Origin of the sequence: Aequorivita aquimaris (assembly GCF_001573155.1) — a bacterium.
Classification (GTDB): domain Bacteria; phylum Bacteroidota; class Bacteroidia; order Flavobacteriales; family Flavobacteriaceae; genus Aequorivita; species Aequorivita aquimaris.
The window spans coordinates 41,242-58,188 of record NZ_JRWG01000009.1 but is presented as its reverse complement, the minus strand read 5'-3'; the positions used below and the strand labels follow the sequence as shown (position 1 = coordinate 58,188).

General features: G+C 41.4%; 15 protein-coding genes. 6 read left to right on the top strand and 9 right to left on the bottom strand.

Features of this window, described 5'->3' with window-relative positions; translation table 11 throughout:
* Positions 1-3: 3 nt before the first annotated feature.
* The 9 genes from LS48_RS15715 to LS48_RS12510 form a co-directional block, all read right to left on the bottom strand.
* A complete protein-coding gene (locus LS48_RS15715) occupies positions 4-429 on the bottom strand; it encodes a DUF2752 domain-containing protein (RefSeq protein ID WP_078056437.1) in 426 nt (141 codons plus the stop codon).
* Complete coding sequence (locus LS48_RS12545; protein ID WP_078056436.1) at positions 407-691, bottom strand: CD225/dispanin family protein; 285 nt, start codon at positions 689-691, stop codon at positions 407-409. Before LS48_RS12545 ends, LS48_RS15715 begins: the two co-directional genes overlap by 23 nt.
* Positions 692-723: 32 nt before the next feature.
* Entirely contained in the window at positions 724-1,305 is a 582-nt protein-coding gene (locus LS48_RS12540; protein WP_062622852.1) for a 5-formyltetrahydrofolate cyclo-ligase, read from the bottom strand.
* Between the two features lie 4 nt (positions 1,306-1,309).
* The gene (locus tag LS48_RS12535) at positions 1,310-2,311 is read right to left on the bottom strand and encodes a succinylglutamate desuccinylase/aspartoacylase family protein (RefSeq protein ID WP_062622851.1); all 1,002 of its coding nucleotides are present in this window, start codon (positions 2,309-2,311) and stop codon (positions 1,310-1,312) included.
* A gap of 2 nt (positions 2,312-2,313) precedes the next feature.
* The gene (gene rimK / locus LS48_RS12530) at positions 2,314-3,186 is read right to left on the bottom strand and encodes a 30S ribosomal protein S6--L-glutamate ligase (RefSeq protein WP_062622850.1); all 873 of its coding nucleotides are present in this window, start codon (positions 3,184-3,186) and stop codon (positions 2,314-2,316) included.
* Positions 3,183-3,608 carry an ATP-dependent zinc protease family protein gene (locus LS48_RS12525; protein ID WP_062622849.1) on the bottom strand — a complete coding sequence of 142 codons (426 nt, stop codon included), beginning with the start codon at positions 3,606-3,608 and terminating at the stop codon, positions 3,183-3,185. The genes rimK and LS48_RS12525 overlap by 4 nt, the downstream gene beginning before the upstream one ends.
* Before the next feature lie 194 nt (positions 3,609-3,802).
* Positions 3,803-4,681 carry an ATP-grasp domain-containing protein gene (locus LS48_RS12520; protein ID WP_062622848.1) on the bottom strand — a complete coding sequence of 293 codons (879 nt, stop codon included), beginning with the start codon at positions 4,679-4,681 and terminating at the stop codon, positions 3,803-3,805.
* Between the two features lie 57 nt (positions 4,682-4,738).
* On the bottom strand, positions 4,739-6,961 hold the full coding sequence (locus LS48_RS12515; protein WP_062622874.1) for a TonB-dependent receptor: 2,223 nt from the start codon (positions 6,959-6,961) through the stop codon (positions 4,739-4,741).
* Positions 6,962-7,027: 66 nt separating this feature from the next.
* On the bottom strand, positions 7,028-7,441 hold the full coding sequence (locus LS48_RS12510) for a hypothetical protein (protein ID WP_062622847.1): 414 nt from the start codon (positions 7,439-7,441) through the stop codon (positions 7,028-7,030).
* A gap of 137 nt (positions 7,442-7,578) precedes the next feature.
* Here LS48_RS12510 and uvrC point away from each other — a divergent pair, with 137 nt between their 5' ends.
* From uvrC to LS48_RS12480, 6 genes are all read left to right on the top strand, one after another.
* Positions 7,579-9,375: an excinuclease ABC subunit UvrC gene (gene uvrC / locus LS48_RS12505; RefSeq protein WP_062622846.1), complete on the top strand. Its 1,797-nt coding sequence runs from the start codon at positions 7,579-7,581 to the stop codon at positions 9,373-9,375.
* A gap of 541 nt (positions 9,376-9,916) precedes the next feature.
* On the top strand, positions 9,917-12,151 hold the full coding sequence (locus LS48_RS12500) for a patatin-like phospholipase family protein (protein ID WP_062622845.1): 2,235 nt from the start codon (positions 9,917-9,919) through the stop codon (positions 12,149-12,151).
* 116 nt (positions 12,152-12,267) lie between these two features.
* Complete coding sequence (locus tag LS48_RS12495) at positions 12,268-13,428, top strand: homogentisate 1,2-dioxygenase (protein WP_062622844.1); 1,161 nt, start codon at positions 12,268-12,270, stop codon at positions 13,426-13,428.
* A gap of 157 nt (positions 13,429-13,585) precedes the next feature.
* The gene (gene hppD / locus LS48_RS12490) at positions 13,586-14,746 is read left to right on the top strand and encodes a 4-hydroxyphenylpyruvate dioxygenase (protein WP_062622843.1); all 1,161 of its coding nucleotides are present in this window, start codon (positions 13,586-13,588) and stop codon (positions 14,744-14,746) included.
* A 104-nt stretch (positions 14,747-14,850) separates the two neighbouring features.
* Complete coding sequence (locus tag LS48_RS12485; protein WP_062622842.1) at positions 14,851-15,624, top strand: DUF3108 domain-containing protein; 774 nt, start codon at positions 14,851-14,853, stop codon at positions 15,622-15,624.
* Positions 15,625-15,653: 29 nt separating this feature from the next.
* Positions 15,654-16,874: a M23 family metallopeptidase gene (locus LS48_RS12480; protein WP_062622841.1), complete on the top strand. Its 1,221-nt coding sequence runs from the start codon at positions 15,654-15,656 to the stop codon at positions 16,872-16,874.
* The last annotated feature ends 73 nt before the right edge of the window (positions 16,875-16,947 follow it).

The following is a 16,947-nucleotide window of genomic DNA, read 5'->3' as shown; positions in this document are numbered from 1 at the left end:
TATTTAACCAGCGGGCGCAAGTAGATTAAATGGATAAATAGGTAAGTTCCGAAGAATCCAATAAAGAATTGCCAACCCAAAATATCCAAAAATAAATAAGTTGCTGTAAAAAAGCATGAGCCTATACTTTGTTTCAAAAATCCAATTGGCAATAGTAATTGCCATACCGTAAATTAAAATCGGTAGCGTTAAAACCATTAATGGATTAAACCGGAATGCTCCAACCACATCTCCGTGGAGCAACAAATGAACAGCCCTTTGTGAACCACAGCCGGGGCAGAAAAACCCTGTTATATAATGAAAAGGGCAGGGAATAAAAAAAGAATTTTCTGAAGGATTATAGGAAAAATAAATAAGAAAAAAGCCCCCGAATAAAGTAACTAAGAGGGCTATTTTCCAAATTCTTTTAATATCCTGCAAAAGCTCCACCTAACCCAATTACCACAAAAAATATTACATAAAGCACCCAAACAATGCCTGCAGCAACAGCGCCCCAAATGGCCCATTTCTTGGCTTCATCAGCAGCTTTTTGGGCGCCAACAGTATCTCCCTGTGCCCAAAGTTCCTTCACTTTTGTAGATTTAATTATTGATACAATACCGAAAGGTAAGCAACATAAAACTGTACATAAAATTGCCCAAACCAAATTATTATCTGGCGGAGGTCCCATTGGTTGATTAGTTGATTCCATAATTTTATCTAATTGGTTGATAATACTTTAGCTTATAAAGATAAGCTGTTATTTTTAAATTCCACTATCTTTTTTGGCGTAATACAAAATTGTAGGGGCACATCGGTAGCTTCAAAGAAAATCTCCGGTTCGGGGTCAAAAAAGGATAGCCCTACAAATATAGCTTCAGAATTGCACCGTTTTAAAAATCGGTCGTAAAACCCTTTTCCGTAGCCGATGCGATGGCCTCTTTTATCGTATGCGAGCAAAGGAACGAAGACAACCTCAATTATTTCCGGAGAAATTTCTATACCCGAAACGGGTTCGGGAATTCCATATTCCGAAGTTTTTAAAACCGTGTTTTCCTGCAAAAGAAAATTTTTCATTTCCCCAGTATTAAAATCGGCCTTTGAAACAACGATACTCTTATCCTTTCCCTGTAAAATATGCAGTAGATATTCGGTGTTCACCTCCTTTTTTTCTGAAATGGGAAGAAATATGTGATAATACGTTTTATCCCAAATAGGAAGTTTCAAAGCCTGGTTGGCAATCTGAAGACTCATTGTTTCAACGGATTCCTCGGAAAGCTCTTCCCGAAGTTTTTTATATTTCAAACGAAGCGCCTTCTTTTCCATAGCATTAATCCTCCATCTCTTCGTCTTCGGTGTTTGCCGTATTTACTGTTGAAATATGAAAAATTGCATCTCCTTGGTTTACTATTGGCGATTGGTTCACGTTAATTATGTAGCCTTCGTTAGGCGAAGTAACCTTAAACCGCATTTTTCCATATGGATCTGTGATTGTTGCCAAAAATTCACCTTTTTCCACGTGCTTGTTGCAGTCAATTTTTACGTGCAGCAACCCGCTTCGGTATGCGCGTATCCATTTACTTTTTTCAATAATAACAGTTTTGGCATTTGGTTCGGGAGCTACGTGTCTTTTACCCAACATGTCCAAATGAGCCAGTACCCGCAAGATGCCATCAACGCCTTCCTTTGCAATATGTTTGTTGCTTTCCCGGCTTTTTCCGCCTTCAAAAAGCAAAACTGGAATGCCCATTTTATGGCAGGTATTTCGATACGATTTTTCAATGGTATTTGAAAAGACCGTGAAGGGAGCGTTGAACACTTTTGCGAGCTCCAGCAATTTTTCATCGCCCGGTTTTATGCGAATCTGTGCTGCATTGAAGCGGCTGGCACCACCGGTGTGAAAATCAAGACAATAATCGGCGTGCGGCAAAACCTTTTTGGTGAAATGATAGGCAACACGGCTTGCCAACGAACCCGTTTTGGTACCCGGAAAAACCCTGTTCAAGTCCCGTCCATCGGGGAAAGAACGGTCGCCATTTAAAAACCCAAAAACGTTGAGAATTGGAATACAAATTATAGTGCCGCGTTTGGGCTTGTTCAATTTTCGAGCAATGAGCTGGCGCACAATTTCCACTCCGTTTATTTCGTCTCCGTGAATGGCGGCTGTTATTAAAACCGTAGGTCCGGGGATTTTGGAGCGTTCAATGATTATTGGGATTTCAACCTTGGTGGAAGTGTAAAGTTTCGCAATGCTAAAATCAACTGTACGGCTTTCCCCCAGCGCAATCCGTTCATTTAAAATTACAATATCACGTTCTTCCTTTTTGGCCATAGTTATACGTTGCGTTCTATATATTTTATGATTGAGTTTGCGATATCCTTGCCTGTGGCTTGTTCAATTCCTTCCAAACCGGGAGATGAATTCACTTCCAAAATCAACGGCCCACGTGCCGATTGCAACATATCAACCCCAGCGATTCCAAGGCCCATGGCTTTTGCTGCCTTCAGGGCGGCGGTTTCTTCCTCATCGGTAAGTTTTATAACGGTTGCGGTTCCGCCGCGATGCAAATTGCTTCGAAATTCGCCTTCCTTTCCCTGCCGTTTCATTGCACCAACTACCTGTCCGTCCACAATAAATGCACGAATGTCCGCGCCTCCGGCTTCTTTTATAAATTCTTGCACAATAACCCGCGCCTGAAGATTATTAAATGCTTCAATTACGGATTCGGCAGCTTTTCGGGTTTCGGCCAAGATTACGCCAATGCCCTGTGTTCCTTCCAAAAGTTTGATTATTACGGGCGCACCGCCGGCTTGGTCCACGATTTCCTTTACGTTCTTGGAATAATTGGTAAAAACGGTTTTCGGTAACCCCAATCCAGCGCGGGAAAGTACCTGCAAACTTCGCAGTTTATCGCGCGAGCGTACCAATGCTTGACTTTCCGTAGTTGTGAAAACACGCATCATTTCAAACTGTCGCACTACCGCGGTTCCGTAAAAAGTTACAGACGCCCCAATACGTGGGATTACCGCATCGGTGTGGTCTAGTTTGTGGCCTTTGTAATAAATAACGGGGTTTTTCTTTTCTATTACGATATCGCACTTGGCATGATTTATAACTTCAACGTCGTGCTTTCTTTTTTTTGCAGCTTCCACAAGACGTTGGGTGGAATATAAATGGCTGTTTGCCGATAATATTTTGATGTTCATTTTTTGTTTTTTAGTTTGAAGGAAAGGTTGGTTTTGTTAATATCCACCATATATTTATTGCTCAAAAAGTTTCTTCCCAAAAGTACGGGAAAACGCATTTCCTCTCTATCGCTCAATGTTAAATAAATGGGATGTGTTTTTCCAAAAAGAACAATTTCCGTTTTAATTCTATATCGCGCTTCGGATTGGCCATTGCTGCTTTTCACCACTTTTACGTCATATTCGTCAAAAATGATTTCCTTTTCGTGGTAGCTGGGATGCTCTTCGTCCAAAAAATTGCATTTCAGATAGTTATCCTCTACTTTCATGTTTTTGCAATGTATGGAAGAAGTGTAGGCGCCCGTGTCAATTTTCACTTCAATATCGAAGAGGTTCAGCAATGGAAAATCTGCCTTGTCTATTCTGCCGATGTTTCTTTTCAATGTTTTAGAAATTTTGTAATTGCAAGTTAACTAATATAAATTCCAATTGGCAAATAACAAATTCCAAATAAATCCCAAAAACCAAAAAAAAATCAAAATTTTGAAGCCTGCAAACTGCGACTTTCTACTTTCCATTAAATTATTTGATTAAGATGCGCGCGATGAATCGCGCGCCTACTGACTACTGCGACTGGCTACTGCGACTTTTTATTCCGCTCAATAAACCCAATTACGCTTTTCGAAACATTTTTTCCCGAGGTATTCTCAATGCCTTCCAATCCAGGCGTGCTGTTAATTTCCAAAACCAACGGCCCGTTTTTGGATTGTAGAATATCAACCCCGCAAAAGCCCAAATTCATAGCTTTTGCTGCTTTTATGGCAATTTTTTCCTCTGCGGAAGAGAGCGAAATCATTTCCGAAGTGCCGCCACGATGCAAATTACTGCGGAAATCGCCAAGCTTGCATTTGCGTTTCATCGCCGCAACCACAACGCCATCAACAACAATGGCACGAACGTCGGCGCCGTTGGCTTCCTCAATATATTCCTGTAGCAGAAATTTAACGCCAGCGGCATTTAAGGTTTCAATCGTTGCCAAGGCATTCTGCGGGCTTTCGGTAAGAATAACGCCTTCGCCGTGTGTGCCTTCCAAAAGTTTGATGATTATTGGCTTGCCGTTAAAGGTTTTCAATTGTTCCTCAAATTCAAAAAATGAAGCATATATTGTGCGTGGCACGGGAATTTGATGTTTTGCCAAAATTTGAAAGCAGGTCCATTTGTCGCGGCTATTGCTAATTCCTTCGGAAGAAACCGCGCTAAAAACGCCCATCGCCTCAAAATGGCGGACTACATTGGTCCCGAAATAGGTATTGGAAGCACCAATTCTGGGAATGACGGCGTGCAGATCGTCCACCAATTCATTTTGAAAATAGAGGACGGCTTTTCCGTTTTCCACGGCGAGGTTGCAATAGGAAGGATCCAAAACCTCCATGGTGTGGTTGCGCGCTTCGCCAGCTTTTAAAAGACTTTGGGTGGAATAAAGCGCTTCCCCACGCGATAAAATGGCAATGTTCATAGTTGGTTATTGTGTGTGCAATTTAACCAAAAAGAACATTGCCCCTAAAATCATTAGTTAAAAATTAACGGTTACCTTTCCTCTTAGGAAAAACGGCGTTCCGGGGGTAAAATGTATTTCTTCCACCGGTGCCGGTTCGTCAAACAATCTGCTTTCGGTTGCAAATTGGGTTTCGTTCCATTCGGTATCGAAGAGATTTTCAATCGCAATCCCAAAAACAAGGTTTCTAAAAGTATAATTTATGTTGAAATCGGTTACAAAATAACCTTCGGCAATAATACTTTTGTCTTCGTTTGCGGCCCTATCCTTAATATAACGATAATTCAATCCGCCCGAAAAATTTGCAAGATTTTCAACTGCAATTCCACCGGTTGAGGTAAAATCCGGCGCCAGCGGAATGTAATCCTCGCCTTTGGGTTCCTCGGTGCTTCGGGCGTAGGTATAGTTTGCATCGCCGTAAAAATACAGCCAGTCCAAGGCTTCGTAACGCAGGCCAAAGTCAACGCCCAATCGGCGGGTTTTTCCGCTAGGCTCCACAATTCCGGCATCGCCCACGTACACAAACTCCTGTTCCAAAAAGAGCGCCCACAGGGCCGTGTTAAAAATAAGATTGTCCGTCAGTTTGTAAATTCCGCCCAAATCTGCACCGTAAGCTGCGGGCAAAATATCCTCGCCGCCATTGGCAACAACTACGCGTGTATCGTTGGAATGGAACCCGATTCCCGTTTTCAAAAACAATTGGAAATCGCGGTTGGGGCTGTAAATAAAGTTCAACTTCGGGCTGGCGAAAACCTTGCTTTCACTTCGGTTATCGTAGGTTGGCGAAAGTTTGTTTTCGTAATCAAATTTGAAATAATCCAATCGTACGGCGGGGTTTATTTTGAAATCGCCGAAACCAAATTCCGTATTCAAAAATGCAAAACTGTTTATTTGGTCCACATTTCCGAAGGCAATCCGATCCAAAATTTCATAACGGTTTTTGGTGTGCGAAAGTTCCACGTCGTTCACATCGTCGTAACGAACGCCAATTCCGGCAGTGTATTTAAAATCGAGTGTTTCAGAATTTATTTTATCTGAAAACTCCGTTTGGAAACCCAAAATATTTCGGTCTTCGCGTTGTGCAATTTGGTCGCCGTTTATTGGGTCTTCCAAGAAAAAAGTGAAGTTTGAAAACAGCTCAAAATCATAATGCGAATAATACGCGCGGGTTTCCAACTTTTTGTTTTCCGAAAGCAATTTGGAATGATTTATCAGCAAATTGGTGCGGCTGGTGTTTCCGCCTTCGGTATCGTCAATAGCGCCAAAACGCCCGATGGAACCATCGTCAATGGCGCGCTGCGGAATTTGCCCCGAAGCATCCCACTTGCTTTGGAAATGCGAAGCGGTAAGTTGCAGTTTTTGGTTGTCGGGCAATTTCAGGTTGTATTTCGCCATCATATTAAAGCGGTTAAAATTCTGCGGCGAATCAAACGGACCGTTAAAGGTGTTGAGAGAGGCCGCCACATAAGCATTGCTTTTTTTGGTATCCAAAAGATTGAAAAGCCCAACGGTCCTAAAAGCGTCAAACTGCCCGTATTCCACGGAAACGGAGCTTTTGTCGAGCTTGTCCAAGGTTTTAAAAGCCACGTAACCCGCAGTAGCAAAATCGCCGTATTCCGCGTTGTACGGACCTTTTCCGAAGGAAATTTCATCAATCGTTTCGGGAATTACAAAGTGCAAATCACTGTACCCTTGCCCGTGCGCGTGCGACACCATATTTACGGGCATTCCGTCCACCGAAAGGTTGATGTCCGTTCCGTGGTCAATGTCGAAACCGCGCAGAAATATTTGCTCTGCCTTTCCACCGCCGGCGTGCTGGCCGATAATCAATCCCGGAACTTTCCGAAGAATTTCCTGCGACGATTTTACGGGCGCGGTCTTTAAATCTACCGCTACAATTTGGCTAAGCGTGTTTACTTCGGGCGTGATGGTTACCTGTTCCAAAGAAACGGCGGCTTCGTTTAAAGTGATGTTTATGGGTTCCGAAAAACTTGCAGCGGTAACCGTGTATTCATAAGTTGCGAAACCTAAAATTGAGAAGCTGATGATGTCGTTTTCCTTCACATTTTCAAGTGAAAATTTTCCCGAAGTATCGGTGTGCGTATGATTGCCCGAGGTTCGGTCAAAAACCGCCACGTTTTCCAGCGGGTTGTTATTTAGGCCTACTACTTTTCCTTTTAGCGATTGCGATTGCGCAATACCAAAGCATAGCAGCAGCCCTATTAAGAGTATTCTTTTCATGGGTGATTGGTTTAAAAAATTATAATAAATGAATAGTCTGAATGAAGATTTCATTCAGATAAAAAACTATGAAAAGAATGTTTCCGGAGGCGGGCTGGGAATGGTTTTTACGCTTTTCGGAATATGAAAAGCATAAAAGAAATTGTGTTTGGTATTAGTTTCGTTTTTGAAATCGATTGGAGGATATTCCTGTGCAAAATGCTTATCAAAAGTATAATTAAAAAATACGCCATCGTGGTCGCTGGTCTCTTCCGAAGAGAATATTTTGGAGAAAAATGTAATCAGTTTGTGTTCGTGCGTATGTTCGTGGCCCAACAAATGGTCTTCTTCGTGATGTCCATAATCGGTATGCGTCATTACGTGCGAAAAAATGTGCATTCCCTCCGAAAGCTGTTTCTGCATCGGGTTGAGCAGATAAAAAATCGACAGGGAAAGCACAAAATACTTTTTAAAGGAAATATGTAATTTGCTTTTAAGCATTATTTTGGGTTGGTTGTAAATAGATACGCAAGATTGGGGAATTTGGATTTTGAATAAGCTTCATTTAACCGTTTCTTAACTATTTTTGATAGCGGAAAAATTCCTTAAAAAACAAAATTGCAAGTATCTTTGAGCCTATGGCCCATGCTTCGGTAACACTTCAGCTTGCAACCCTTCCCGATTCGCCCGGCGTTTATCAATATTACGATAAGGACGGGAAACTGCTGTATGTGGGCAAGGCAAAAAACCTGAAAAAACGCGTTTCGTCCTATTTCACAAAAAATTTTGACAATAATCGCACGCGGCTTATGGTGAAGAAAATCGTGACCATTAAGCACATCGTTGTAAAGACCGAGACCGATGCGCTTTTGTTGGAAAACAATTTAATTAAAAACTATCAGCCGCGCTACAATGTGATGCTGAAGGACGACAAAAGCTATCCGTGGATTTGTATCAAGAACGAGCGGTTTCCGAGGGTTTTTTCAACGCGGCGCATGATAAAGGATGGCAGTGAATATTACGGCCCGTACACGAGTATGAAAACCGTGCACACGCTGCTGGATTTGATAAAAGGCCTGTATCCGTTGCGCACCTGCAACTACGACCTTTCCGAAGAAAAAATTAGGGCAGGCAAGTATAAAGTGTGTCTGGAATATCACTTGGGAAACTGTTTGGGGCCTTGCGAGGGGCTTTATTCCGAAAAGGAATACCACGAAAATGTTGAGGCCATCCGCAATATTGTGAAGGGAAATTTTAAGGATTCGCTGCACAAGTTTAAAAACCAGATGAAGGAATTGGCGGCCGAGCTGAAGTTTGAGCAGGCACAGCGGGTAAAGGAAAAGATTGATATTTTGGAGAATTACCAAAGCAAAAGCACGGTGGTAAATCCGAAGATTAATAACGTTGATGTGTTTTCGATAATTTCTGATGAAAGCTATGCGTACGTGAATTTTCTGCAGCTTTCGCACGGCGCGATTATCCGTTCGCATACGTTGGAAATAAAGAAGAAATTGGACGAGACGGATGAAGAATTGCTTCAGCTTGCGATTGTGGAAATCCGGCAACGGTTCAATTCGCTTTCAAAGGAAATTTACTTGCCTTTTGAGGTGGAACTGGGCGAGGACATAAAAACGCATGTTCCCAAACTGGGCGATAAAAAAGCAATCCTCGACCTTTCCGAAAGAAATGCGAAATATTACCGCATGGAGCGGTTTAAACAGGCAAAGATTGTGGACCCCGACCGTCATGAAAAGCGCATTATGGCGCAGATGAAAAAAGATTTAAGGTTAAGCGAGGAACCGCGACATATAGAGTGCTTTGACAATAGTAATATACAGGGCACGAACCCGGTGGCGGCCTGTGTGGTTTTTAAAAACGGGAAGCCGAGCAAAAAGGATTATCGCAAATTCAATATTAAAACGGTTGAAGGACCGGATGATTTCGCCTCGATGGAAGAAGTGGTTTATCGCCGCTACAAAAGATTGCTGGAAGAAGAGCAACCCTTGCCGCAACTCATCATCATAGATGGAGGAAAGGGGCAGTTGTCTTCTTCTCTAAAAAGTCTGGACAAATTGGGATTGCGCGGAAAAATAGCTATTATAGGTATTGCAAAGCGGTTGGAGGAATTGTTTTATCCCAACGACCCGATTCCGTTGTATTTGGACAAAAAAAGCGAAACGTTAAAAATAATACAGCAATTGCGTAACGAAGCACACCGTTTTGGCATTACCTTTCACCGGAGCAAACGCAGCAAGCAGGCTTTAAATACTGAACTGGAAACCATTCCCGGCATTGGCGAAAAAACGGTCGTGGAATTGTTGAAACACTTTAAAAGCACGAAGCGGATTGTTTCGGCAAGTTTTGAGGAGCTTTCAAAAGTGATCGGTCCGAGCAGGGCGAAGAAGTTGGTAGAACATTTCAGCAATAAATCTTAAGTCAAGTGTAATAGCTGTTTGGCGTTGCGTAAGGTGATATGGACAATGTGCAAGATGATATGGCCTATGAGTAAGTTTTTTGGGCAATGAGTAAAATGATATGGCTTATGAGTAAGTTTTTTGGTCAATGAGTAAAATGTTATGGGCTATGAGGAAGTTTTTTGGTCAATGAGTAAAATGATATGGGCTATGAGGAAGTTTTTTGGTCAATGAGTAAAATGATATGGGCTATGAGGAAGTTTTTTGGTCAATGAGTAAAATGTTATGGGCTGTGAGGAAGTTTTTTGGTCAATGAGTAAAATGATATGGGCTATGAGGAAGTTTTTTGGTCAATGAGTAAAATGATATGGGCTATGAGGAAGTTTTTTGGTCAATGAGTAAAATTATATAGGCTATGAGTAAGTTTTTTGGTCAATGAGTAAAATGATATAGGCTATGAGTAAGTTTTTTGGTCAATGAGTAAAATGATATGGGCTATGAGTAAAATAATCAGTGCCAAAGTTTTAAAATTTCAGAAATCTTTCAATCCAATAATGTACAAATGAAAAGATTGCTCTTTATATTTTTCCTGATAATTTCAACCTTTGTCTTTTCACAAGAAAAAGCTGAGAAGGACCTAAAAGTAGGTCTGGTTTTGAGCGGTGGCGGGGCAAAAGGTTTGGCGCATATTGGCGCATTGAAGGTTATTGAGGAGTCGGGCGTGCGGATAGACTACATTGGCGGCACGAGCATGGGCGCAATTATCGGGGCGCTGTATGCTTCGGGGTATTCGGCAACGCAACTTGACAGTATTTTTCGCGAAACGGATTTCAGCAGTTTGATACAGGACAATATTCCGCGGAGCGCAAAGACTTTTTACGAAAAGCAGGAGTCGGAAAAATATGCCTTGGTGCTGCCTTTTGATAAATTTAAAGTTGGTTTTCCATCAGGGCTTTCAAAAGGACAGAACGTATATAATCTGATTTCAAAATTGACAAGTCATGTGAGCACGGTTTCAGATTTCAGCAAATTGCCCATTCCTTTTTTCTGTGTGGCAACCAATGTTGAAACTGGAAAGGAAGTAATCCTTGATCGTGGTTACCTTCCGCGTGCGGTTACGGCCAGCGGGGCGTTGCCGTCGCTTTTCAGTCCTGTGGTGATTGACGATAAAGTATTGATTGATGGCGGGGTGGTGAACAACTATCCTGTAAATGAGGTGCGTGCCAAAGGGATGGATATAATCATAGGGGTTGATGTACAGGATAGCTTAAAAAATAGGGACAATTTGAGATCTGCTTTTGATGTATTGGTCCAGATAAATAACTATCGAACCATTAACGACATGATTAAGAAGCGTGAAAAAACAGATGTCTATATTCATCCGAACATTCAGGATTTCTCGGTAGTTTCTTTTGATGAGGGGAAAAATATTGTAGAATCTGGAATTGTTGCAGCAGAATCATATAGGGAGGAGCTTGAAAATATCGCTTCGAGGCAAAAGCCTGTAAACCGTGAAGAAGTAAAGTTTGATGCCAATGACTTTATTTATATAAAAGAAGTTAAAATAGAGGGGAACGAAAAATATACCCGAAGCTATGTTTTGGGGAAATTGAAATTGCGCACGCCCGATGAAATAACCTATGAAGATTTTAGTGAGGGGATAAACAACCTTTCGGCAACTGGGAATTTCCAGGACATTAATTATAGGTTGATTGAGGATGAAAACAATGAAAATACACTCCTGCTACAACTGCGCGAGAGCCGGTCTTCCATGATGCTGCGTTTTGCGGTACATTATGACGACCTTTTCCGAACGGCCGCATTGGTAAATATTACCAAAAAGCGGCTTCTTACCAATAACGATATTGCCTCGCTGGATTTAATTGCTGGCGACAACTTGCGGTACAATTTTGAATATTATATAGACAAGGGATTTTACTGGAGCGTGGGCTTCAATTCCAAGTATCATTTTTTTGAAACCGACGTGCCGTTGGATTTCATCAATCCCGATTTTGATGCGGAGATATCGGTGCCTGTCAATAAACTTTCCATTAAGTATAGCGATTTTACCAACCAGCTTTATTTTGAGACCCTTTTCCGCAGGACCTTGATTTTCGGTCTGGGAGGAGAGCATAAATACCTTCGTTATCTTTCGGAAACTATAGGTACAGATGAAAACAACCTTCCCCGAACGGTTTTTGAAAGCACCAATTATTACAGTGCGTTTGGTTTTTTGAAGTATGACACTTATGATAATAGTTTTTTTCCAAAAAAAGGAGCTTATTTTTCAGGTGATTTTCATTGGTATTTATTGGCCCACGGGCGAAACAAGAGTTTTGAGCCATTCTCTTTGGCAAAAGCAAAAATGGGGTATGCCCATACATTTTTTAACACAATTTCGGCTCATTTAACAACCGAGGGTGGTTTTAAATGGGGCGGTCCGGAAACCACTTCATTGGATTTTGCATTGGGGGGCTATGGATTTAAGGAGATGAACAACATTATTCCGTTTATGGGTTACGAGGCCATCTCGCTCCGCGGAAATACCTATCTTAAGTCAACGCTTACTTTTGATTATGAAATTTTCAGAAAGAACCACGTCAATATTTCGGTAAATATTGCCAATGTGGGGAATGATCTTTTTGAAAACGGCCAGTGGATTGACGGGGTAGACTATTCGGGATTTTCAGCAGGGTATGGGCTGGAAACCGTTCTAGGACCGATGGAGATTAAATATTCCTATTCGCCTGAGCTTAATGAAAGCGAATGGTATGTGACATTGGGCTATCGGTTTTAGTAAAAACTTAGCGGCTTAGCTCTATTATTTTTCCGATATTTGTAGGAAGCTTGATTTTAACGTATCTTATTCTTCAGAATCAATAAAAAATAAAAATAAGTAATAAACAATAACAGATGCCTTTCTACCACAAACTGGGCAAAATACCGCCCAAACGCCATACGCAGTTCCGCAAACCGGACGGGAGCCTTTATTCTGAACAACTTTTCGGAACCGTGGGTTTTGATGGAATGTACAGCAATATTTATCACGAACACAGACCCACACAGGTCAAGGAAATAAAAGCGCAATACAACGTAGCCCCGAAGATTGCACGCGCCAATAATCTGGAATCGCTTCGGCTAAAAGGTTTCGATGTAAAACCCGAAAAAGATTATCTAAGCAGTCGTAAAACGGTACTCACCAATAGCGATTGTAGCATTATTCTCGCAGCTCCACAGGAATCACAAAAAGATTATTTTTATAAAAATACTGATGCCGATGAGTTGATTTTCATCCACAAAGGCAGCGGAAAACTGCGAACTTTTTTAGGCAATCTCGATTTTAAATACGGCGATTATTTATTGATTCCCCGCGGAATTATATACAAAATAGATTTCGACACCAAAGACAACCGACTTTTTATTGTTGAATCGCGCCGCCCCATTTACACCCCAAAACGTTACAGAAACTGGTTTGGCCAGTTGCTGGAGCATTCGCCCTATTGTGAACGCGACATCCGCAAGCCGCAAGAGTTGGAAACTCGTGATGAAAAAGGTGAGTTTTTGGTAAAGGTGAAAAAACAGGACGATATTTTTGAAATGATTTACGCCACCCATCCTTTTGATGTCGTGGGTTATGACGGGTACAACTTTCCGTACGCCTTTTCAATCCACGATTTTGAACCAATTACCGGAAGAATCCACCAACCGCCGCCAGTGCACCAAACTTTTGAAACAGATGCCATGGTTATCTGTAGTTTTGTGCCTAGGCTGTATGATTATCACCCGCTGAGTATTCCGGCGCCTTACAACCACAGCAATATAGATAGCGATGAGGTGTTATATTACGTAGATGGCGATTTTATGAGTAGGAATGATATTGAAGCTGGTCAAATCACGCTTCACCCTGCCGGTATTGTACACGGACCACATCCCGGCGCCGCGGAAAGAAGTATTGGTAAAACGGAAACAGAAGAACTGGCCGTTATGGTTGATACGTTTAAACCATTACAGGTTACCGAAGATGGTTTAAAACTCTCGGATGGTACGTATTACCAGAGTTGGTTGGAGGAATGAGTTGGCAGTCGCAGTTGCAGTAAGCAGTAGATTGTGGTCTTTGCGTTCTCTGCGCCTTTGCGGTTAAATGAATTTGAAAACTATTTTCATTATAAATGAAGCTATTCTATCTAAAATATTCTGAGTTAAATTAATAAGATTATTGAAAACTTAAATTATGAGCAAAGAAGTAAAATCAGTCGATTACGGACTGGAAAAAATATTTGAGGGCGCAGAAGATTTTCTGCCCTTATTGGGCACCGATTATGTAGAATTCTACGTGGGCAATGCAAAACAGTCCGCACATTTCTATAAAACCGCCTTTGGTTTTCAATCATACGCCTATAAAGGTCTGGAAACCGGCTCGCGCGATTCTGTAAGTTATGTACTGAAGCAGGATAAAATCAAGCTTGTACTAACCACACCGCTAAACAGCAAATCGCCAATAAACGACCATATAGTAAAACACGGCGATGGCGTAAAGGTAATTGCCCTGTGGGTAGACGATGCCACAAGTGCTTTTGAAGAAACCACCAAACGCGGCGCAAAACCCTATATGGAGCCTACCGTTGAAAAAGACGAACACGGCGAAGTGGTGCGAAGTGGGATATACACCTACGGCGAAACAGTACATATGTTTGTGGAACGCAAAAACTACAAAGGAACATTTTTACCAGGTTTCCGCGAATGGAAAAGCGATTACAATCCTACCCCAACTGGTTTAAAGTACATAGACCATATGGTTGGCAACGTAGGCTGGGGCCAAATGAACAAATGGGTAAAATGGTACGAGGATGTAATGGGCTTTGTGAATTTCCTTTCGTTTGACGATAAGCAGATCCATACAGAGTATTCGGCGCTGATGAGCAAGGTGATGAGCAATGGCAACGGGCGAATAAAATTTCCTATAAACGAGCCGGCCAAAGGAATAAAGAAATCACAGATAGAGGAATATTTGGATTTTTATGAAGACTCCGGTGTACAGCATTTAGCGGTGGCTACGGATGATATCATTAAAACAGTTAGCCAGCTGAAGGAGCGCGGCGTAGAATTTTTACCACCCCCACCACAAGCTTACTACGATGATATTCCGCGCAGGTTGGGCGACCATATGAAAATGATGAAAGAAGACATTAATGAGCTGAAAAAACTTTCCATCATGATAGATGCCGATGAGGAGGGCTATCTGCTCCAGATATTTACCAAACCCGTGGAAGATAGGCCCACACTTTTCTTTGAAATCATACAGCGTATGGGCGCCAAAGGTTTTGGGGCCGGAAACTTTAAGGCACTCTTTGAATCTATCGAGCGCGAACAGGCACAGAGAGGGACTTTATAAAATGTAACATTATATAAACCCCATCGTCTTAAAGAAGGTGGGGTTTTTATTTTTTTGGAACGGTAGTTGTATTTTTAAAAACCATAAATCCCTAAGTCTTATTTATGAAAAAGCTATTTGCGCTTTTAATTTTTTTTGGTAACATTTTTTTTCTTTCTGCACAAGAAAGGGCTTACGGCGATGGCGAATATTTCAAATTCCGTGTCCATTACGGTTTTGTTACCGCAGGGTATGCAACTTTAAAAGTGAAAAGCGCCACGATAAAAGGCAAGGATGTCTTCCACGTGCGGGGTTATGGCGAAACGGTCGGGGTCTCAAAATGGTTTTTTAAGGTTGAGGACGACTATCAATCCTATATTGACAAAGAGAAAGACATTCCCTACAAGTTTATTCGGAAAATTGACGAAGGCGGCTACACCAAGGATATTGAAATAGACTTTAACCACAACACCAAAAAAGCAACTGTAAACGATAAAAAACACAATGAAACCACGGTCTTTTCGTTCCCAGAAGATACGCAGGACATGATTTCGGCTTTTTATTACCTTCGGAACCAATTGGACACCGAAAATATAAAAACAGGCGACGTGGTAGAGATGAACATGTTCTTCGACAAAGAAAATTACAAATTCAGGTTAAAATTCCTTGGAAAAGAAGTTTTAGATACTAATTTTGGGCGCGTCCGAACTCTGATTTTTAGGCCTTATGTACAATCTGGCCGTGTTTTTAAGGAAAAGGAAAGCCTAACAGTCTGGATAAGTGATGATAACAACAAAATTCCACTGCTCGTAAAGGCAGATTTGGCGGTGGGGTCGCTTAAGGCAACCCTAACCGAATTCAAAGGATTGCAACATTCTTTTAAAATATTAGTTGACTAAGAATAAATAATACCGAAAATTCCCCAGCATTGAAGAAACTAATTTTAGCCGTATTCACCCTTACCCTGCTCACTACCGCCTGCGAAAAACCCAAAGATGAAATAATCGAACCCGAGACGGTAGTAGATCCAATAATCGAGCAATATGGTTACATTCTCAATGATTTTAACGTAATACGAGATACCATCCGCAAAGGCGACACTTTTGGCGACATACTTTTTGCCAATGGCGTGCCACAGGAAAAAATTATGGAAGTGGCCACTAAATTTCGTGATAGCTTCGATGTTCGAAAAATAGGAATTGGAAAACCCTATGTCCTCTTAAATTCCAAAGATTCCCTCAACAAAACCCAAGTCTTTATTTATGAAACTAATAAGGTAGATTTTGCGGTAGTAGATTTTAGGGATACGCTTTCCATATTCAACAGTCAAAAGCCTGTCCGTTATGAAGATAGAACAGCATCTGGAGTTATTACTAGTTCGCTCTCCGCAACTATGGAAGAACAGAACCTAAGTCCTTATATGACGGATCAATTGGCAAATATCTATGCCTGGACCATCAATTTTTTTAAGTTGCAGCCTGGCGATCGCTTTAAGGTTATTTACACTGAAAAGTTTATTGATGACACCATTCCTGGCGGACTTAAGGAAATTAAGGCCGCTTATTTTGAGCATAGAGGCAAACCGCTATATGCCTTTAAATTTTCTTCAGATTCTTTGGGAAAACTCTCAGGCTATTACGATGAAAACGCTAACAATTTAAAGCGTGCCTTTTTAAAAGCTCCCGTAAAATTCAGTAGAATATCTTCTAGATATAATTTAAACCGAAGAATAAAATATTACGGTTTTAAACTTCGTCCACACCGCGGAACCGATTTTGCTGCCCCAGTGGGAACTCCTATTTTGGCCACAGCAGATGGCGTGGTAACCAAATCTGAACGTCGTGGCGGTAATGGAAATTATGTTAAAATTAGACATAATGGCACATATGAAACACAATATCTTCACATGAAAGCCAGAAATGTAAAAGTAGGGCAACACGTTAGCCAGGGCGATGTAATTGGCTGGATTGGTATGACTGGTAACACGAGCGGTCCACATGTATGTTACCGTTTCTGGAAAAATGGAAAAGAAGTAGACCCTTTTAAGGAAGACACCCCTTTTTCGCAGCCCTTACCGAAAGAATTGCACGAGCAATATTTCGCAAATCTGCTTCCCATGAAGGAAGAATTGGACTGCATCTTATTTTAATTTTTCCATTCGCTTAACATGTTAATAACATTGTTATTAAATAACGGTCTATTTATCAGTATCTTAGTTTCTA

Coding starts and splice junctions, on each gene's coding strand:
- LS48_RS12515 (WP_062622874.1), bottom strand. CDS start 6,961: ATGAAAAGAATACTCTTAATAGGGCTGCTGCTATGCTTTGGTATTGCG.
- LS48_RS12520 (WP_062622848.1), bottom strand. CDS start 4,681: ATGAACATTGCCATTTTATCGCGTGGGGAAGCGCTTTATTCCACCCAA.
- LS48_RS12495 (WP_062622844.1), top strand. CDS start 12,268: ATGCCTTTCTACCACAAACTGGGCAAAATACCGCCCAAACGCCATACG.
- hppD (WP_062622843.1), top strand. CDS start 13,586: ATGAGCAAAGAAGTAAAATCAGTCGATTACGGACTGGAAAAAATATTT.
- LS48_RS12485 (WP_062622842.1), top strand. CDS start 14,851: ATGAAAAAGCTATTTGCGCTTTTAATTTTTTTTGGTAACATTTTTTTT.
- LS48_RS12510 (WP_062622847.1), bottom strand. CDS start 7,441: ATGCTTAAAAGCAAATTACATATTTCCTTTAAAAAGTATTTTGTGCTT.
- LS48_RS12500 (WP_062622845.1), top strand. CDS start 9,917: ATGAAAAGATTGCTCTTTATATTTTTCCTGATAATTTCAACCTTTGTC.
- uvrC (WP_062622846.1), top strand. CDS start 7,579: ATGGCCCATGCTTCGGTAACACTTCAGCTTGCAACCCTTCCCGATTCG.
- LS48_RS12535 (WP_062622851.1), bottom strand. CDS start 2,311: ATGGCCAAAAAGGAAGAACGTGATATTGTAATTTTAAATGAACGGATT.
- rimK (WP_062622850.1), bottom strand. CDS start 3,186: ATGAACATCAAAATATTATCGGCAAACAGCCATTTATATTCCACCCAA.
- LS48_RS12545 (WP_078056436.1), bottom strand. CDS start 691: ATGGAATCAACTAATCAACCAATGGGACCTCCGCCAGATAATAATTTG.
- LS48_RS12540 (WP_062622852.1), bottom strand. CDS start 1,305: ATGGAAAAGAAGGCGCTTCGTTTGAAATATAAAAAACTTCGGGAAGAG.